The sequence below is a fragment of the Corynebacterium sp. HMSC056E09 genome (assembly GCF_001813425.1).
Lineage (GTDB): Bacteria > Actinomycetota > Actinomycetes > Mycobacteriales > Mycobacteriaceae > Corynebacterium > Corynebacterium hesseae.
In genome coordinates this window covers 96,349-113,023 of the sequence record NZ_KV812477.1, presented here as the reverse complement: position 1 = coordinate 113,023, position 16,675 = coordinate 96,349, and the positions used below count along the sequence as shown (strand labels likewise).

The 16,675-nt window shown below is 58.9% G+C and carries 18 protein-coding genes and 1 tRNA gene; 6 read left to right on the top strand and 13 right to left on the bottom strand.

The annotated features are described in order from the left end of the window. Window positions 1-28: 28 nt before the first annotated feature. The 8 genes from HMPREF2912_RS01105 to HMPREF2912_RS01070 all read right to left on the bottom strand — a co-directional run bounded on the left by HMPREF2912_RS01105 (window position 29) and on the right by HMPREF2912_RS01070 (window position 7,868). Window positions 29-1,336, bottom strand: a complete 1,308-nt coding sequence (locus HMPREF2912_RS01105) for an anaerobic C4-dicarboxylate transporter (RefSeq protein ID WP_070520532.1) — start codon at window positions 1,334-1,336, stop codon at window positions 29-31. A gap of 309 nt (window positions 1,337-1,645) precedes the next feature. Beyond that, window positions 1,646-3,178, bottom strand: a complete 1,533-nt coding sequence (gene aspA / locus HMPREF2912_RS01100) for an aspartate ammonia-lyase (RefSeq protein WP_070520535.1) — start codon at window positions 3,176-3,178, stop codon at window positions 1,646-1,648. A gap of 91 nt (window positions 3,179-3,269) precedes the next feature. After that, window positions 3,270-4,115 (bottom strand): ATP phosphoribosyltransferase, encoded by an 846-nt coding sequence (gene hisG, locus HMPREF2912_RS01095; protein ID WP_070520538.1) that lies wholly within the window; start codon window positions 4,113-4,115, stop codon window positions 3,270-3,272. A 58-nt stretch (window positions 4,116-4,173) separates the two neighbouring features. Then, window positions 4,174-4,437 (bottom strand): phosphoribosyl-ATP diphosphatase, encoded by a 264-nt coding sequence (locus HMPREF2912_RS01090; protein WP_070520541.1) that lies wholly within the window; start codon window positions 4,435-4,437, stop codon window positions 4,174-4,176. 103 nt (window positions 4,438-4,540) lie between these two features. Next, window positions 4,541-5,266 carry an HAD family hydrolase gene (locus tag HMPREF2912_RS01085; protein WP_070520544.1) on the bottom strand — a complete coding sequence of 242 codons (726 nt, stop codon included), beginning with the start codon at window positions 5,264-5,266 and terminating at the stop codon, window positions 4,541-4,543. Continuing rightward, window positions 5,267-5,650: a hypothetical protein gene (locus HMPREF2912_RS01080; protein WP_070520547.1), complete on the bottom strand. Its 384-nt coding sequence runs from the start codon at window positions 5,648-5,650 to the stop codon at window positions 5,267-5,269. Window positions 5,651-5,674: 24 nt separating this feature from the next. Beyond that, window positions 5,675-6,919, bottom strand: coding sequence for a cysteine--1-D-myo-inosityl 2-amino-2-deoxy-alpha-D-glucopyranoside ligase (mshC, locus tag HMPREF2912_RS01075; protein WP_070520550.1), 1,245 nt, complete (start codon window positions 6,917-6,919; stop codon window positions 5,675-5,677). 97 nt (window positions 6,920-7,016) lie between these two features. Continuing rightward, window positions 7,017-7,868 carry an undecaprenyl-diphosphate phosphatase gene (locus HMPREF2912_RS01070; RefSeq protein WP_198530948.1) on the bottom strand — a complete coding sequence of 284 codons (852 nt, stop codon included), beginning with the start codon at window positions 7,866-7,868 and terminating at the stop codon, window positions 7,017-7,019. A gap of 69 nt (window positions 7,869-7,937) precedes the next feature. Between HMPREF2912_RS01070 and HMPREF2912_RS01065 the strand changes: the two genes are divergently transcribed. Further along, the gene (locus HMPREF2912_RS01065) at window positions 7,938-8,975 is read left to right on the top strand and encodes an NHL repeat-containing protein (RefSeq protein WP_070683049.1); all 1,038 of its coding nucleotides are present in this window, start codon (window positions 7,938-7,940) and stop codon (window positions 8,973-8,975) included. A 44-nt stretch (window positions 8,976-9,019) separates the two neighbouring features. Beyond that, entirely contained in the window at window positions 9,020-10,132 is a 1,113-nt protein-coding gene (locus HMPREF2912_RS01060) for a quinone-dependent dihydroorotate dehydrogenase (RefSeq protein WP_070623429.1), read from the top strand. 45 nt (window positions 10,133-10,177) lie between these two features. Here the strand turns inward: HMPREF2912_RS01060 and HMPREF2912_RS01055 are convergent, their stop codons facing one another. Next, window positions 10,178-10,573, bottom strand: a complete 396-nt coding sequence (locus HMPREF2912_RS01055) for a hypothetical protein (protein ID WP_070520563.1) — start codon at window positions 10,571-10,573, stop codon at window positions 10,178-10,180. A gap of 23 nt (window positions 10,574-10,596) precedes the next feature. Beyond that, entirely contained in the window at window positions 10,597-11,160 is a 564-nt protein-coding gene (locus tag HMPREF2912_RS01050; RefSeq protein WP_070564536.1) for a YbhB/YbcL family Raf kinase inhibitor-like protein, read from the bottom strand. 210 nt (window positions 11,161-11,370) lie between these two features. Between HMPREF2912_RS01050 and HMPREF2912_RS01045 the strand changes: the two genes are divergently transcribed. Then, a tRNA-Leu gene (locus HMPREF2912_RS01045) sits at window positions 11,371-11,456 on the top strand. Between the two features lie 75 nt (window positions 11,457-11,531). Here HMPREF2912_RS01045 and HMPREF2912_RS01040 read toward each other — a convergent pair. Beyond that, window positions 11,532-12,203 carry a DedA family protein gene (locus tag HMPREF2912_RS01040; RefSeq protein WP_185964743.1) on the bottom strand — a complete coding sequence of 224 codons (672 nt, stop codon included), beginning with the start codon at window positions 12,201-12,203 and terminating at the stop codon, window positions 11,532-11,534. A 345-nt stretch (window positions 12,204-12,548) separates the two neighbouring features. Here HMPREF2912_RS01040 and HMPREF2912_RS01035 point away from each other — a divergent pair, with 345 nt between their 5' ends. Together HMPREF2912_RS01035 and HMPREF2912_RS01030 are read left to right on the top strand one after the other, a co-directional pair. Continuing rightward, window positions 12,549-13,289: a TVP38/TMEM64 family protein gene (locus HMPREF2912_RS01035; protein ID WP_070520569.1), complete on the top strand. Its 741-nt coding sequence runs from the start codon at window positions 12,549-12,551 to the stop codon at window positions 13,287-13,289. Window positions 13,290-13,326: 37 nt separating this feature from the next. Then, on the top strand, window positions 13,327-13,899 hold the full coding sequence (locus HMPREF2912_RS01030; RefSeq protein WP_070520572.1) for a MarR family transcriptional regulator: 573 nt from the start codon (window positions 13,327-13,329) through the stop codon (window positions 13,897-13,899). Here HMPREF2912_RS01030 and HMPREF2912_RS01025 read toward each other — a convergent pair. Beyond that, window positions 13,896-14,744: a DUF3097 domain-containing protein gene (locus HMPREF2912_RS01025; protein ID WP_070564527.1), complete on the bottom strand. Its 849-nt coding sequence runs from the start codon at window positions 14,742-14,744 to the stop codon at window positions 13,896-13,898. The two genes, HMPREF2912_RS01030 and HMPREF2912_RS01025, sit on opposite strands and share 4 nt — an antisense overlap. Window positions 14,745-14,777: 33 nt before the next feature. Here HMPREF2912_RS01025 and HMPREF2912_RS01020 point away from each other — a divergent pair, with 33 nt between their 5' ends. Then, window positions 14,778-15,545: a hypothetical protein gene (locus tag HMPREF2912_RS01020; RefSeq protein ID WP_070683048.1), complete on the top strand. Its 768-nt coding sequence runs from the start codon at window positions 14,778-14,780 to the stop codon at window positions 15,543-15,545. Here HMPREF2912_RS01020 and HMPREF2912_RS01015 read toward each other — a convergent pair. Continuing rightward, window positions 15,542-16,660, bottom strand: coding sequence for a ferrochelatase (locus HMPREF2912_RS01015; protein ID WP_070532875.1), 1,119 nt, complete (start codon window positions 16,658-16,660; stop codon window positions 15,542-15,544). The two genes, HMPREF2912_RS01020 and HMPREF2912_RS01015, sit on opposite strands and share 4 nt — an antisense overlap. Window positions 16,661-16,675: the final 15 nt, after the last annotated feature.

Below are 16,675 nucleotides of genomic sequence, written 5' to 3'. Positions count from 1 at the left end.
AATTATTTCTAAATGATGCTAGGTGATGCTAGATAAGGACTGCGCCAAAGGCGTAGCACAGGAGGACCGACAAGACGATGCTCACAGTGCCTGGAATGATGAACGGGTGGTTGAAGACAGCCTTGCCAATGCGAGTCGAGCCAGTGTCATCCATTTCGACGGCCGCCAACAAGGTCGGGTACGTCGGCAGGATGAACAGCGCGGACACTGCTGGGAAGGCAGCCACTGCGGTAAGCGGGTTGACGCCGAGGGCCAGGGCTGCCGGCATGAGAGCCTTAGTGGTTGCGGCCTGCGAGTACAGGAGCGCCGCAGCGAAGAAGAGCACGATGGCCAGCAGCCACGGGGCGGACTCAATGATGGACCCGGAGATGGCCTGGATGTCCTCCATGTAGTGGTTGATCAGCGTGGTACCCAACCATGCGACACCGAGCACGCAGATACAGGCGGACATACCCGACTTGAAGACAGGCGTGTTGAGAACGTCGCCGGCGGGGACCTTGGTGACCATGACGATGAGTGTTGCGGCGGTGAGCATCACTGTCATGATGGCCTCGTTACGCGGCAGCGTCGGTTCCTCGATAAGACCCACCTGGGATGAGGTAAGGGTGGCCCACAGCATCACGATGACGATGGCGACTAGGAAGATGATGACCGAGGTCTTTGCACCTTGTGCCGGAGCGTAGTTCTGGGAACCCTGCGGCAGCTTCACCAAGCCCTGGGCCTTGCGCTCTTGGTAAACGGGGTCATCTTCGAGTTCTGCGCCCGAGCGGTTTGCTACCCAAGCGGCAGGGAAAATGGAGAGGAACGTAGCCGGAATAAGGACCGCGAGGATCTGCAAATAGCCCACGCCCATCGGCTCCAGCAGCGAAGCCAACAGAACAACGGCTGCGGAAATAGGTGAGGCACAGATTGCCATCTGCGAGGCTACGACGGAAATCGAAAGCGGGCGGGAAGGACGGACCTTGCCTTCCTTCGCTACCTCAACGATAACCGGGAGCGTGGAGAACGCCGTGTGGCCGGTGCCTGCCAGAACGGTCATCAACCACGTAACGATAGGTGCGTAGAACGTGATCCTCTTTGGGTTCTTGCGAAGAAACTTTTCGGCAAGGTAGACCAGATAGTCCATACCGCCAGCACGCTGCATGGCAGCAATGGCGGCGATCACGGTCATGATGATGCCAATGACATCAAAGGGGATGTCTTCACGCGTTACGGGGACACCGGTGAGGCCGAGTAGTAGAACGCCCAAGCCGCCGGCCATACCAATACCGATCGAACCAATTCGGGCACCGAGATAAATCGCCGCAAGGACGATAATGATGTGCACAACAACCATTATGTAACTCCAATATGTGCAGGTGAACTGCAGTATGGGTGGTAATTCGCGCTGTGGTCAGTACACGACCTGGGCGCGACAACTGACAGTTCTAATTCTGCCCTATTTATGTGGCTTTGGCGAGAATCCAGGCCCGATTGTGTCCGTTTACACACCGATGCCAACCACTGCACCCCCATCGGGGTATCCAGGGTGTCGGCAGCATCAGTCGGATTGAAAACAGCCAAACGCCCGTACCACCTTCAGCGAGGCAGTACGGGCGTGGACGAAACAGCAGAGCGTATTTACAACACTGGTGCTGACGAAGGTTTATTCATCGATGTAGAGCTGACCGCGGAACTCCGGGTGCATGAGGTTCTCAACGGACAGAACCTTGTTGAGGGTCTCCTCATCGAGCAGGCCCTTCTCCAGAACGAGCTCCTTGACGCCCTTGCCGGTCTTGAGGGACTCCTTAGCAATCATGTCACCGTTGTGGTGACCAATGAACGGGTTCAGGTAGGTGACGATACCGATGGAGTTCTCAACGTACGCGCGGCAAACATCAGCGTTAGCCGTGATGTCCACGACGCACTTCTCACGCAGGGTGTCGACGGCGTTGCCCATGATGCGGATGGACTGGAACAGTGCCTCACCGATAACCGGTTCCATGACGTTGAGCTGCAGCTGACCAGCCTCGGCAGCCATGGTGACTACGTGGTCATTACCGAAGATCTTGAAGCAGACCTGGTTGACAACCTCCGGGATAACCGGGTTGACCTTACCCGGCATGATGGAGGAACCGGCCTGACGCGGTGGCAGGTTGATCTCTGCCAGGCCGGCGCGCGGGCCAGAGGCCAGCAGGCGCAGGTCGTTACAGATCTTGGCCAGCTTCATCGCTGCGCGCTTAATGGTGGAGTGCAGAAGCACGTAGGCGCCACAGTCGGAGGTTGCTTCAATGAGGTCGCGGGCGGTCTTGATCTCAAGGCCCGTCACCTCAGACAGTGCTGCGGTGACCTGGTGGCGGTAGCCAGCCGGGGTGTTCACGCCGGTACCGATGGCGGTTGCGCCGAGGTTGATCTCCAGCAGGCGCTTCTGGGCGTCACGCAGGATGGCCTGCTCTTCGGCCAAGTTGTGAGCGAAGGCCTTGAATTCATCACCCAGGGTCATCGGCACTGCGTCCTGCAGCTGGGTGCGGCCCATCTTCAGGATGTCAACGAACTCATTGCCCTTGGCGTGGAATGCAGCCTGCAGCGCGTCGATACGCTCAATGAGGTCCTCCATCGCGTAGTAGATGCCGAGACGGAAGCCGGTCGGGTACGCGTCGTTGGTGGACTGGGACATGTTGACATCATCGTTCGGGTTGATGATGTCGTAGGCACCCTTTTCCTCACCGAGGTGCTCGAGCGCCAGGTTGGCCACAACCTCGTTGGTGTTCATGTTGAGCGAGGTGCCAGCGCCACCCTGGAAGACATCCAGCGGGAACTGGTCCATGCAGCGGCCTTCTTCCAGAATCTGGTCACAAGCCCAGATAATTGCTTCTGCCTTCTTCTTCGGAAGAACGTGCAGGCGGCGGTTGGCCATAGCGGTGGCCTTCTTGACCTGGACCATGCCGCGGATGAAGTCCGGGATGGTGTTGATGGTCACGTAGGAAATCTGGAAGTTTTCGATAGCGCGGAGCGTGTGAACGCCGTAGTACGCATCGTTCGGAACTTCCAGGGAGCCGAGAAGGTCAGTCTCAGTACGCGTCTTCTTGCTAGAGGCGGACTTCGAAGACTTGTTGGTGGCCTTTTCTTCGACCTGGGACTTTACATCCTTGGTCTCTTTGGCCTCTGCTTGTGCATCCTTCTTAGTTGTCTTTGCCATCGGGGCTGACTCCTTGCATAAAAATCGAAGAACGATGATGGTCAGTCCCCATCGTAGCTAGGAGCCCGAATAAAATGTTTGGAATCTCCCCCTAAAAGCGGGCAATCCGAAGATCCGAGGCAAGAATTGCCTCTGCCCCGAGCTCTTCGAGGCTGTCCATAACTTGGTTGGCCAGTTTGCGGGGAACCATGACGCGCACGGCAACCCACCCTTCACGGGCCAAGGGAGAGATGGTCGGTCCTGTAAGCCCAGGGGTCACTGCCTCGACGTCTGGCAGCTTTTCTTCTGCCACGTTGTAGTCGAGCATGACGTAGTGGCGCGCATTGAGGATTCCTCGAATGCGGCTAAGCACAACGTTTTCATCAGCGGTGACGTCTTCTCCCTCACGCTTTATCACCACGGCCTCCGAGGAGACGATGGGGTCGCCGAAGGGTTCAAGCCCCTGCTGGCGGAGGGTGGCTCCTGTGGAGACAACGTCGGCAATGACGTCCGCGACTCCAAGGTGAATCGAAATCTCTACTGCACCGTCAAGGCGGATAACCTCTGCATCGATTCCATTGGCAGCGAGGTGATCGCGCACCACGTTGGGATAGGACGTGGCGATGCGCTTGCCTTGCAGCTTGGCGACGTCCCACTGCTCCCCTGCTGGTGCGGCGTAACGGAAGGTCGAGCCGCCAAAATTGAGTGCTAGAACTTCATTGAATTTCGCGCGGGAATCGAGCGCTAAGTCTCGACCAGTAATTCCCAGATCCAAGACGCCTTGTGCCACGTAGATAGCGATATCCTTTGGGCGCAGAAAGAAGAACTCGACTCCGTTCTCCTCGTCCACGACGTTGAGCGATTTACTGTGTCCGCGGCCCTTGTAGCCGGCTTCCTTGAGGATTTCAAGGGCTGCCTCGGACAGCGATCCCTTGTTGGGGACGGCGATTTTGATCATCAGTGTGTGGTGCTTTCTACGCTGAATACGGTGAATGGTGGGACGGCTTTATGGCCGATTAAAGGTAGGTGTAAATGTCTTCGAGCTTCAGGCCACGCTTATGGGCCATAACCTGGAGCCAATACAGCAGCTGTGACATCTCCTCAGCGAGCTCTTCATCAGACTGGTATTCCGCGGCGATCCACACTTCGCCAGCCTCTTCGATGATCTTCTTGCCCAGATGGTGGATGCCTTTGTCAAAAGACTCCACGGTGCCGGAGCCCTCAGGGCGTTCGGCGATCTTCTGGGACAGTTCCTCAAATAGGCTCTCAAAATTCTTCACGGTGGTTTATTCTTCCACACCGCTGCATAAAATTCTGCTAGTCGGCCGAAATTCTCAGTTACGCAAAGCCGGCTGACATGATGCGCAACTGAAATCGGTACGTCTAGTCGGCGCGCAACCGGCTAAACCACTCGTGAACATTGGCCGCCGTCGCCCCCTTCAGATGACGGTGAGCAGAGCCCCGGAGGTCAGTAATTTCGGTGGCTTGCTCGGGCACCGCGACGTGGTCTCCCTCCGGCAGTCCGATGACGGTGCACCCGGCGTCGACAGCCGCGCGCATACCTGCCGCAGAGTCTTCAAATACAAGGCAGTCCCGTGGATCGGCACCCACTCGACGCGCCGCCTCGATATACATATCGGGGGCAGGTTTGCCTTGGGGTACTTCGTCACCGCAAATCGTGTCGACGAAGTACTCGCGGCCTAAGGCCGCAATCGCGGAATCAGCCACATATCGTTCCGTGTTTGTGGTCACGATCATCGGCATTCCCAGGCCCTTGAGTTCGTCGAGCAGCTCGGGAATCCCCGGGAAAATCTCCAGGTGTTGGGCAAAAAGGGACCTGACGTAATCGAACATGAGCGCACGATAGCGTTCGTTATCTCCTGGCTGAAGCGTAACGCCTGCTTTGTGCGCACAGATGCTGAGTGTGTCTTCGAAGGTAGCGCCAACCGTGGCCAAGCGCTCCGTGGGTGTTAAGCGGCGCCCCAGTGTTTCAGAGAGATAAAAAGTGGCCTCTTCCCACAGGGGCTCGGAGTTGGTCAGTGTGCCGTCCATATCCCAAAAGATTGCTGCTGGACGGGTAGTGAAAGCGGAAGTTGCGTGGTCAGTCACTTAGAAGTCCAGCTCCGGAAGCTGCGCGAGTGCCTCATCGTCCGCACCGGTTGCCGCAGAGGCGGAGTGAATAAGCTCCGTGAGCTCTTCCTTCTCCTCCGGTTCCAGCACTGCATCTGCGTTTTCTTGGTTGAAGGCCGCGAGCTTGTCCACGGTGGGGCGTACCGCGGCGCTCAGGAGTGACCCTTCAGGGTCATCCGGCAGCTTATCCATATCGTCAAGGAAGGACTCCAAGATAGTGCGAAGGCGTGGGAGTACCGCGGCATCAAACGGGGCCTCCCAGAACTCCTTTTCTTCTTCCTTGAGGTAATCCCCGGTAGCGAAGGACTGTAGGTTGGACATGAACTCATCAACGGTGGGCTGGAATTCTGCACGAATCGTCATGAGCTAAATCATGCCTGAAGTTACCTAGAGGCGCACGCCCAGCAAGGAATTAACTGCGGTGCGCAGCAAATCGGATGCCTCTTCTGTTGCTTCCCCGGATTCTGGAGCCTTCTTCGCCCATTCATCGAGAACCGCAATGGCGCGCGGAGTATCGAGATCATCAGCCAACGCCAACCGCAGGTGCTGAATGACCTCCTTGACCTCCTCCACAGTGCCCGGATGGCTTAAAGCTTCGCGCCATCGCTGGAGTCGCTCCTGCGCAGTGCGCAAAACGTCATCTGACCAGTCGCGGTCGGCACGGTAGTGGCCGGCGAAGACACCCAGGCGTATCGCTGAGGGATCGACGCCCGCCTCCACGAGCTTGTGGACGAACACGAGGTTGCCCAAAGACTTGGACATCTTGGTTCCGTCCAAGCCGATCATGCCGGTGTGTACATAGGACTGCGCCATGCGCTCCACGCCGAGCGCTGCTTCTGCGTGCGCTGCGGAGAATTCGTGGTGCGGGAACTTCAGGTCCGAACCGCCGCCTTGAATATCGAAGCTGGAGCCAAGCCGGTTGGTTGCGATGGCGGAGCACTCAATGTGCCATCCAGGGCGGCCCGGCCCAAAAGGCGAATCCCAGGCCGGTTCGCCTTCACGGTGCGCGCGCCAAATCAGAGCGTCAAGAGGATCGCGCTTGCCGGGGCGATCAGGGTCGCCACCGCGCTCGGCAAAGAAGGTCTCCATTTGCTCGCGGGAGTAATTCGACTCGTAGCCGAAGTTCTTCGTGGCCTCGATGGATGCGTAGACGTCCGGATAGTCGGGGTCATCGACGACGTAGGCCGCACCTGCGTCGAGAAGCGCCTGCACCATCTCCGTAATCTCGTCGATGGCTTCCATCGCCCCAACGAAGTGCTGCGGAGGAAACACGGAGAGCAGCTCCATGTCTGAGCGGAAAAGGTTGATTTGGGAGGTCCCCAACTCGCGCCAATCCACGCCATCGCGCTCCGCGCGCTCGAAGAGCGGATCATCCACATCGGTGATGTTCTGGGCGTAATTCACCTTGTAGCCGTTATCCAGCAGCTGGCGGTAAATCAGATCAAAGGTCAGATAGGTCGCGGCGTGGCCCAGGTGGGTCGAATCATATGGGGTGATGCCACAGACGTACATGGTGGCAGTCTCCCCACTGATGTCGAGCTTCTTTACCGCTTCATCAGCGGAGTCATAGAGGTGAAGCGGCGACGGAGCGCCAGGGACGGAATCGATGTGCGGGACAGGCCAAGATTGCATGCCCACAATCCTAACGTGTGCTGCCTCCGACGCGGGCGCATGGCCGGGCACATGGCTATGTATCGCAGGGTGCTGCGGGGCTGCGCCTCCTCACCACCTACGCGGCGAGCACGCCAAGGCCCAGCAAGAGCATGACGATCAGGCCGACGGGGATGCGGTAAGCGGCGAACCACTCGAAGGAGTGGCTGCCCACGAACTTCAGCAGCCAGGCGATAGATGCATAGCCCACAACGAAGGCGATGAGCGTGCCAACGAGTAATTGGGCGCCGGTGGCGGATTGTCCCACGGTGGGACCGAAGGCGTCGCCAAGCGAAAACAGCCCCGAGGCCATCACCGCCGGAATAGCCAAAAGAAAGCTAAAGCGCGTGGCCACCTCACGGTCGAGGCCGAGGAAGAGGCCACCGGAGATGGTGCCGCCGGAGCGTGAGACGCCAGGGATGAGTGCTAGGCATTGGCATAGTCCCATAACGATGGCATCGCGCATCGTGAGCTCGTCGAAGCCGCGGGTTTTCTTACCCACGCGCTCTGCCAGGATGAACACAAAGGAAAACAGGACGAGCATGGAAGCAGTAATCCATAGGTTGCGCAGATTATCCCTTATCAGGTCTTTCCCCAGCACTCCCAGGATGCCAATCGGAATTGAGCCAACGATGACCATCCAACCCATTCGATATTCCTGACCGCGCTGGTCCTTGTGTACGAGGCCCACGCACCAGCCTTTCAGGATCTGCCAAATCATCCCGGCGAAGTAGACAATCACCGCTAGCTCGGTGCCCAGCTGGATGACAGCGGTGAAGGAAGCACCGGCATCCTGTCCCCAGAAAAGAGTGGAGACGATGCGCAAGTGCCCGGACGAGCTCACGGGCAGGAATTCGGTGAGGCCTTGGACAAGAGACAGGACGATGACCTGCAGCCATGTCATGGCTTCAGTTGTAGCTGTTGTAGTCACCCGCGATAGCCTACTCGGGAGTCCCATCGCTTCCTGTTTCCACCACGCTGGCTGCTAGGATGAGGGATCGTGAAAACGCGTCGAGTCCTGCTTTCTTTTGCCCTCCTTTCCAGCGCATGCGCGCTTGCCGCCTGTAATCCTACGGTCGGGGTTGGCGGGGACCCCGACTCGGCGGTCTATGGCAAGGCCGAGCCCGCGTCCTCCCCGGCATCCGAGAAGCCGGTGGGTAACGTCGTGCCATTCGATGCAGCGACAGACCTCGCAGCCGTCGGCGACATCCTCGCCGTGCGCACCGAGGACTCGCTCGCGGTAGGTTCAGCTGCGGACTTTGAAGGCAAAAAGTCCGCGCAGGTTACCGTGGGCGAGAAATGTGGTGACCTCACCGCTTCTGAGAAGCACTTCCTTCTAGCGTGCGGGGATAGCGTTATGCTCATTGATCCGCTCAAGCCGGATTCCCCGCAGGAATTGGCTGTGGAAGAGGAGCAACCGGTGACGGTGGCTGCGGAAGCCTCCAGTGGCGAAGTCTTCGTTGGCTCGAAGGACTCCACCACCATCGGCGTGTACCTAGACGGCGAACGCACTACCGGCATCACTGTGGAAGCAGGCTCGGATCAGCTCATCTCCGTGCCTAATCCGGATGGCGCCGACGGCATCGTCCGTGTCTTGAGGGAAGACTCCACGATTCAATCGTTGGACTGGGAGAAGGAGCGTGCAGGAGGACGCCTTCGCGTGGGCCAGGGTGTAGGTCAGATCGCAGGCGGCGAGGGCGCCGTGGTTGTGGCTTCGGATACCGTCGGAAAGCGCATCGCCATTTACACCGCCAGCGACGTCATCCGCTTGCACCAGTACGGCAATACCGATGGCACCCCGTGGGGTGTGGCTTGGGACGCCGGGCGCAAGCTAGCGTGGGCGACAACTACAGACAACAACCTCCTCCACGCCTACACCATCGCTGCGGGTGTCCCGGAGAACGTCGGCACCATGGATACGGTGGCGGATGCGCGCAATATTGCCGTGCTTGGCAACGGCACCCTCGTCACCGCCTCCGCTTCTGGCGACGGGCTCCAATTCATTTCTGATCCACAGCTCGAGAAATCCCCGCGTTAGTATTTCAGTCCCCCCTTTAGCCTCAACTTTCCAAAGGACAATGCATGCAGTACTCCGCTCTTGACCGCGCCCGCCACGTGGCTTACCAAGCCGCCTTGAAGGGGATGTTTAAGCTCAGCCCGGAAAGAATTCACGGGATCATCAACGGTGGGTTGGCTGTGTTCCAATCGGCCGGCCCCTTCAACCGAGCTCTGGGCAAAGCTTTGCCGGTTACCGATCCCGTCCTTGAACAAGACGTGTTTGGGGTGCACTTTCCGCGCCCGCTGGGTCTAGCAGCAGGCTTTGACAAGAACGCGGCGGCAGCCGACGTCTGGTCCCCCATCGGCTTTGGGTACGCGGAGCTGGGCACCATCACCCCGAAGGCGCAGCCGGGAAACCCGGCTCCCCGGTTGTTCCGGCTCAAAGCAGACAAGGCCATCCTCAACCGCATGGGCTTCAATAACGAAGGGGCGCTGTCGGCCGCACGAAACCTCCGGAAGCGCCGCTACAACGATGTCATCGGCATCAATATCGGAAAGAACAAGGTCACCGAGGCTGAGCACGCAGTGGATGACTACCGTCAGTGCGCATCAGTTCTCGGGGAGCTGGCCGACTACGTTGTGGTCAACGTGTCCTCCCCTAATACCCCGGGGCTGCGTGATTTGCAGGCAGTGGAATCGCTGCGCCCCATCATGGAAGCCGTGGTGGAATCGACGTCCTCGCCGGTCTTGGTCAAGATTGCCCCAGACCTCAGCGATGAGGACATTGATGCTGTGGCGGATATGGCCGTTGACGTGGGGCTGGCGGGAATCGTGGCTACCAACACCACCATTTCTCGCGAGGGTTTGAAGACCCCATCCGCTGAGGTTGCCGCCATGGGCGCAGGCGGCGTGTCGGGTCCCCCGGTGGCTGCGCGTTCCTTAGAGGTGCTCAAGCGCCTCCATGCCCGCGTAGGCAACGACCTGGTACTCATTTCCGCAGGCGGAATCTCCACCCCGGAGCAAGCATGGGAGCGCATCACGGCAGGCGCTTCGCTGTTGCAGGGCTACACCGGCTTGATTTACGGCGGCCCGGATTGGATCCGTGACATCCACCGCGGCATTGCCCAGCAGATCCACGCTCACCGCCTCAGCAATATCTCGGAGGCCATTGGTTCTGGTCTTGAATGGATTGACTAGCCCGGCGAAGAGCTTTCAGGCCAGCCGCACGGAGCGCTTCAGCGTTTAGCGCAGTGTGCGGCGGATGATAACCGCGCACAGCCCTGCCGCCACTGCGTAGAGGAAGACGACGTATTGGCCCATCGTCGTGAGGACCGTACTAGGCAGCGCGCGGCTGGCGATGATAAGCACTAGCGCGAGAATCAGCGCAATGATTTGTTCGCGGCTACCACGCTGATCGCGGCGTTGGGTACTGAATGCGCCGACGAGGAGGGCCGCACCAACGATGGCGAGGCGGCGCCACGTCCATTCGAAGGTGGCGCCCCATCCGTCGGTGAAAATGGACACGAGCCCGAATAGTGCTAACACGGCAGCCAACAACATGAAAGCGCCGCCCACGCGCAGGGCGGCGGGGATTTCTACTCCGTCGGATGTGGGAGGGATGTCCGGGTTCTTACTCATTGTGATGAGTGTAATTGGGCCGCTTAGTGGGCCTCGTACCAGCCCCAGGTAATCGCGCGCCCGAGGGTGTGGAAATAAAGGTTGAAGCCGAGGACCGTAGGTGTTGCCTCCGGGTCGATCTCGAGGCGTTCGACGTCGACAGCGTGAACGGCGAAGAGGTAGCGGTGCGGGGCGTGACCTGCAGGCGGCTGGGGGCCATAATAGACGCGCTGGCCAGAGTCACCGCGCAGGCTGATAACGCCTTCGAGTCCGAGATCCTCAGCGGACCCTGCACCTGTGGGGAGCTCGCGTACGTCGGCCGGGATGTTGAAGGCCGCCCAGTGCCAGAAGCCGGACCCCGTCGGCGCGTCAGGGTCAAAGCACGTGACGGCAAAGGACTTGGTCCCTTCGGGCACATCCGACCACGACAGCTGGGGCGAGACATTTTCAGGTGCGCGGAAACGCTCTGCGATCTCCGCTCCCTCCTCGATATCGGACGAGGCCACGGTAAAAGCTGGGACATCCCCCAACGGTGCATAGGGGTCTGGACCGGGGAAACGGGAGTCGGTGGCGTAGTTCGCAGTGGAATGTGAAGTGTTACTAGTCATAAATCCATTTCTACCGGAAAGCTATCTGCCGCGTTGTCGCTTACTACCCGGCTGTCTCAGGAGGTGGCAGTGGATACGCAACTTTCATCGTTGTGTTTTCCTCGTTTAAGAACACAGTGAAAACCCGCTCTGAAGTGGCGATTTGTGAAGTTATGCCGGTTCGGGATACAGTATGCGAGTGCCCAGCCGAGAGGCTGAACAAACACCCTAGCCCGGGTGGCGGAATGGCAGACGCGCTAGCTTGAGGTGCTAGTGTCCTATTAACGGACGTGGGGGTTCAAGTCCCCCCTCGGGCACAGACCGAAGCCCCGTGCTTCACACCGTCAGAGATGATGATGTGAGGCGCGGGGCCTTCTTCATGCGTCTAGGGTCTATGCGTGCGATTCCGCAGTAGGTGCCGTCTCCTCTACTACCGTAGCCTTCTTCTTCGACGTGATGTAGCTATGCAGGCCCTTGATGACGATAGGCGCCACCGACAACGCGATGATAAGCAGCATAATCTTCTCAATCGAGTCAGCAATGCCCGGAATGTTTCCGAGAAAGACACCAACGAGATTCATGGAGAGCACCCAAGCGACTGCGCCGCTGACATTCCATCCAATGAATTTCTTGTACCGCATTCTCGCCGTGCCGGCGGCTACCGGAATGAAGGTCCGCACGATTGGGACGAATCGTCCGAGCACTAGTGCAAGCGGGCCGTGCTTGCGGAAGAAGTCCTCGGCGGTGTTGAGATACTCCAGTTTGAGAAGCCGTGCGTCCTTCTTAAACAGGCCACGGCCAAAACGGTGCCCAATCCAGTACCCCACCTGGTCACCAGCTATCGCGGCGATCATGCCTACAGCAATGAGTACCCACAGGGAGACCTGGAGCTCATGGCGCAGAATCGCGGCAGTTACGAGTAGTGAATCACCCGGAAGAAATGGGAAGAGCACACCGGACTCGATGAAGACGACAAGGGCTATACCACCGATGACCCAGGGCCCAAAGGCTTCGAGCAAGGTGGCTGCGTCCATATAAGACGTGAGGTTGTGGATAAAGTCCATAATGCTCTCCAAAGAAAAATGCAGGCGCCAGGGCGGGCGCCAAAAGTAGGTAGTGAATCAAGAATTCGCTCCGCAGCTAGGGCGTAGAGACAATAAAGGTGAAACTAGCTAAGACGGTCACAATAGAAGTGGACCTAGAGATGCTTGCGGATGCGCAGTGCTGTTCAGTATCCCGCGTGCAAGGCAATACTCATGCATCGAATCGCGGCTTAACAGTAAGTTGAGGTGCAGCTCTCAGCTGCTCCCCAGCCAGCCAAGCCGTCTCCTGCCTTCGTCTTTAGCCGTTCTCCCATGCTTTGGACTCAATGCGGGGTTTGGCGTCTTCGGCACTAGACTTCTATCTCTATGAACACAGGTTGGGTGCACAGCGTCGGGGACTTCTTCGCGTCTCTGGGCCGCGCTGCGTGGCAAAGCTGCAAGCGTTGGACGTGGAAACGTTGGACGGCAGTAGTCGCTGCCGGTGCGGCATTGATGCTACTCGCCGTGCTTGTCGACGTCCCCTCACTCGCCGCCCTCCGCACGTGGTCAGACCAACTCGGGCCGTGGTTTGTCGTTGCTTTTACGGGCGCCTACATCTTCTTCACCCAGTTCCCTATTCCCCGGACCGTGTGGACTTTGGCGGCAGGCCTTCTTTTCGGCCCGTGGCTTGGGCTTTCTGTTTCCCTTGTCGCGCTGACTATCTCCGCCACCATTTCTCTCCTTATCGTCCGCGGCTTACTTGGTGAGTGGATTCGCCCGCATCTCACGCACAAAGCGGTATATGCAATCAATGCCCGGCTTGAGCGCCGGGGTTGGCTAGCGGTGGCGTCATTGAGAATGGTCGCCGGAGTTCCGTTTTCCTTACTAAACTATGTTGCAGCGCTCACGCCGATTTCGGTGACTCACTTCGCCATCGCTACACTCATCGGTTCGATTCCCACCACCGCCATCGGGGTCTTCTTCGGGGATGCGCTCACCGGAGCGATGAGCCCCTACACGATCGCCGGCTTCCTTATCGCTGCGGCAGTGGGAATCGCTGGTCTCATCCTAGACACGCGGTTGCCGCTCGGCCCCGGAATGCGTGGCCCAGTCAAGCGCAAAGAGTAGACTGAGCGTTGTTTCTTGCTGGAAGGAGTCTCTCACTGTGCTAGCTGTCCATGCCCGCTACCGCGGACGCTCGGTACGCCGCGCCGATTTGGTCCAACGATCCGCCGCCGCGCTTTCCACCCTGGAGGGAATCGGCGAGTTTGAGGTCCTTGGTGTTGAGGATATTTGCGCTGTGGCCTATTCTTCTCCGGCGGTCTGTGATGTCGTTATGGCGCTTCTCGCGGACGGTGACTGGGCCATTGGCATTGGAATTATCCCTGGCGAAGGCGCAGGTGATGCCGAAACACGCGCAGTGGCAACCGCCGCGGTAAAGGGCTCGGCGCGGGCCGGACACGTCTACGCCAAAATTGATCGGCGCGGGCGCGCTGCGGAGGCGCAGGATATTGCAGCGGCATTCGCCCTACTCGGCTTTGTGCTGCACAAGCGCACAATGGAAGGCCGTGAGGCGACATCTCTTGTACGCGGCGGGTTGAATCAGAACGAAGCTGCGGAAGAGCTGGGCATTTCCAAACAAGCGATGTCCCAGCGCCTCCAAGCGGCGGGGTGGGCAGCAGAGACGGCCGGTTGCCAGCTCGCCATCAACCTCATTGACCGAGCGAATTCGAATTAGAGCAAATCTTCTTTGCTCAATTCCGGTGTTGTGACAAAGTCGACGAGCCGCTCGACGGCGCCGATGAGCGTGGAATCGAGATCCCGGAAAGAATTCACGGCGTTGTACACGCGGCTCCACCCTTCCTTGGGATCAGACCACCCCGCGCGCTTGCAGATGCCCGTCTTCCAGTCTTCCCCATAGGGAACCTCGGGCCAGGCGCGCAGCCCTAGGCGCTCAGGCTTTACAGCCGCCCAGATATCAATGAAGGGGTGACCGGTGACAAGCACGTGCTCGCCCACCGTTTGCGTCAACCGCGTTTCCTTTGATCCTTCGACTAGGTGATCCGCGAGGACGCCCACACGGCGTCCCGGACCGGGCTGAAACTCAGCCAGGCGTTCCTCAAGGTTATCGAGTCCTTCGAGGTATTCGACGACCACACCTTCCACCCGCAGATCGTGACCCCAGACCTTTTCAACGATGGCCGCGTCGTGAATGCCTTCAACCCAAATGCGCGAAGGTGCGGCAACTTTCGCCTCAAGATTTTCCACACGGCGCGACCCGGAGTTTGACTTCCGCGGCGCCTGCTTTTCGACGTATCGCGTTAACGTCACTGGCTGCCCCTCCAACAAGAACCCCCCTTTCACGAGTTTGAATACTCGCTCATTTCCATGTCGGTCCTCGAGGCGCACGACTGGGCCCCATACGGTTTTGTCGACGCCCAATACTGCCCCTACAAAGTCATCACCTCGAACCTCGACGACCATGCCTGGTTCAGCGGGTACCTCGGGGTACTCCGGCTTCTTGTTCCGCGCATGTCCTGCAAAAATATCGCCGCCATAGGGATCTCGGGAATTCAAGCTCATAGGGGTCTACCCTATCGTCTACACTGTCCAGCCATGGATATGCGCGCCGAAGTCTGGTCCCCTGTACAAAACGTTTCTGTTTGGCTTGGTGCATGGCTATGGGGGCACGAATCCACTGATGGCTTTCTTGATGCCCTCAGCGAGCTGGGTGGTGAGCAACAAGGGGTCGAAGGAGAGCCGTTTGTTGATGTTATGTCACTTCTCCGGCGTGAAACGGCCTCCGTCATCGAGCGTGGAGAGCGCGAACCGCTGCTTCGGCTAATTCTCTCCGGTCCTGGCGACGCGCCAGCACTTCCAGCCGGCACGGAATCGGCGCGAGCGGCGGCAGAAAATCCGGCAGGCGCAATCGTGGTGCGTACCAATAATCGGGATCGGAACCTGGTGTTGGTGCCCACTTATGCCGTGGGCGCGACGCGGTGGACGGTGATTGAAGAGACTGCCCCGTTACCCTCGCCCGCTTGGCTTAGCCCGGGCGAGGCCGATGAGCTCTTGAGTACTGCGACGAATGAGTCAGCAAACCTCATCGAGGCATTGGGCTATCGCAGCGATGCCCTCCCCAATCCCCGGCTAACAGTAGGCACACTAAGGGATTTCTACGACACCCCCGGATTACCCGCTGCAGTGCCGGGGCGAGCAGCGAAGCTCTTCGCCCGCGCTGACCGCGTGGCGGCCGTCATCGAGACGGTGACTGACCGCATTCAAGATCACAGTCTCGATCCGCAGCTTCTGCGCCTGTGGCGCCATATCCGCCAAGCACGCATGGCCGGCGTGGCTTATGCGCTCACCGATTTCGCGCGTTAATGCGGCTTGCGCAGAGACCAGATATCACAACAACCTTCAGCGCAGGGTGCGCCATTGACCGTACAGCCCTGAACGGTAACCTCACCGAGTGAGGCAGGTTCAGCGTCATGCTCTAACTCCTCGATGAGGTCCACGATGAGCGAGGCAAAACGTGCAGATGGGCCGGCGGTTCGGGTGCGATAGACGCTGACGCCCATTTCCTCAGCGGCTTGCTTCAGTTCAGTATCGAGATCCCAGATGACCTCCATGTGATCGGAGATAAATCCAATTGGGCACACGACAACGCTATCGACACCATCTTCCTCGTGGATTCGCGTGGTGTGGTCGACAATGTCCGGTTCCAACCACGGGGTGGCTGGGTTTCCTGAACGGGATTGCCACACTAGGTCATAATTCTGGACCCCGGCAGCCTTGGCTACGAGCCGTGCAGCCTCCGCTACCTGGCGGGAATAGATATGTTTATCGCCTTCTGCTCCCCCAACAGCATCGTGTGCCGATGGCACTGAATGCGCAGTAAAAAGCATGCGGGTGCTAGCCATCTTGTCTTCCGACACCTCCGCATAAGCCTCGCGGACGGCTGCGGCCATCTCCTCAATGAACTTGGGGTGATCGAAGAATTGGCGCAGTTTGGTGAAGTTCATGTCGGGCAGTTGCTCGTCCTCGAGGTGCTTGCGCAATGCAACGATGTCCTCGTTGTACTGGCGGCAAGCACTGTAGCCACCCCAGGCGGAGGTAGCGAATACGGCGACGTTGCGCACACCATCGGCGGCCATCTGCTCGACGGCTTTTGTCCCAAACGGGTACCAGTTACGGTTACCGAAATAAACCGGTAGATTATGTCCGCGTTCCTTCAGCTCTGCGGAAACATTAGAAATAATCTCTCGATTTAGCGCATTAAGCGGACTAATGCCGCCTAGGCGGAAATAGTGTTCCCCGACGACTTCGAGCCGCTCGCGCGGGATGCCTCGCCCACGGGTAACGTTCTCCAAAAATGGGACGACCTCCTCGTTTCCTTCCGGGCCACCGAAGGAAAGAACGAGGAGGGCGTCAAATGAGGAGGGCACCGAATCGGTGCCGCGGGTGTTGCCCTGGGCAGTACGCAGTGTGTCAGTCATGCAGCCCAGTTTAGC

Excerpts from the sequence above, each read along its gene's own strand:
- HMPREF2912_RS01055 (WP_070520563.1), bottom strand. The coding sequence starts at position 10,573 with ATGAGTAAGAACCCGGACATCCCTCCCACATCCGACGGAGTAGAAATC.
- HMPREF2912_RS01050 (WP_070564536.1), bottom strand. The coding sequence starts at position 11,160 with ATGACTAGTAACACTTCACATTCCACTGCGAACTACGCCACCGACTCC.
- aspA (WP_070520535.1), bottom strand. The coding sequence starts at position 3,178 with ATGGCAAAGACAACTAAGAAGGATGCACAAGCAGAGGCCAAAGAGACC.
- HMPREF2912_RS01105 (WP_070520532.1), bottom strand. The coding sequence starts at position 1,336 with ATGGTTGTTGTGCACATCATTATCGTCCTTGCGGCGATTTATCTCGGT.
- mshC (WP_070520550.1), bottom strand. The coding sequence starts at position 6,919 with ATGCAATCTTGGCCTGTCCCGCACATCGATTCCGTCCCTGGCGCTCCG.
- HMPREF2912_RS01040 (WP_185964743.1), bottom strand. The coding sequence starts at position 12,203 with ATGGACTTTATCCACAACCTCACGTCTTATATGGACGCAGCCACCTTG.
- HMPREF2912_RS01035 (WP_070520569.1), top strand. The coding sequence starts at position 12,549 with ATGAACACAGGTTGGGTGCACAGCGTCGGGGACTTCTTCGCGTCTCTG.
- HMPREF2912_RS01015 (WP_070532875.1), bottom strand. The coding sequence starts at position 16,660 with ATGACTGACACACTGCGTACTGCCCAGGGCAACACCCGCGGCACCGAT.
- HMPREF2912_RS01060 (WP_070623429.1), top strand. The coding sequence starts at position 9,020 with ATGCAGTACTCCGCTCTTGACCGCGCCCGCCACGTGGCTTACCAAGCC.
- HMPREF2912_RS01020 (WP_070683048.1), top strand. The coding sequence starts at position 14,778 with ATGGATATGCGCGCCGAAGTCTGGTCCCCTGTACAAAACGTTTCTGTT.
- HMPREF2912_RS01080 (WP_070520547.1), bottom strand. The coding sequence starts at position 5,650 with ATGACGATTCGTGCAGAATTCCAGCCCACCGTTGATGAGTTCATGTCC.
- HMPREF2912_RS01025 (WP_070564527.1), bottom strand. The coding sequence starts at position 14,744 with ATGAGCTTGAATTCCCGAGATCCCTATGGCGGCGATATTTTTGCAGGA.
- hisG (WP_070520538.1), bottom strand. The coding sequence starts at position 4,115 with ATGATCAAAATCGCCGTCCCCAACAAGGGATCGCTGTCCGAGGCAGCC.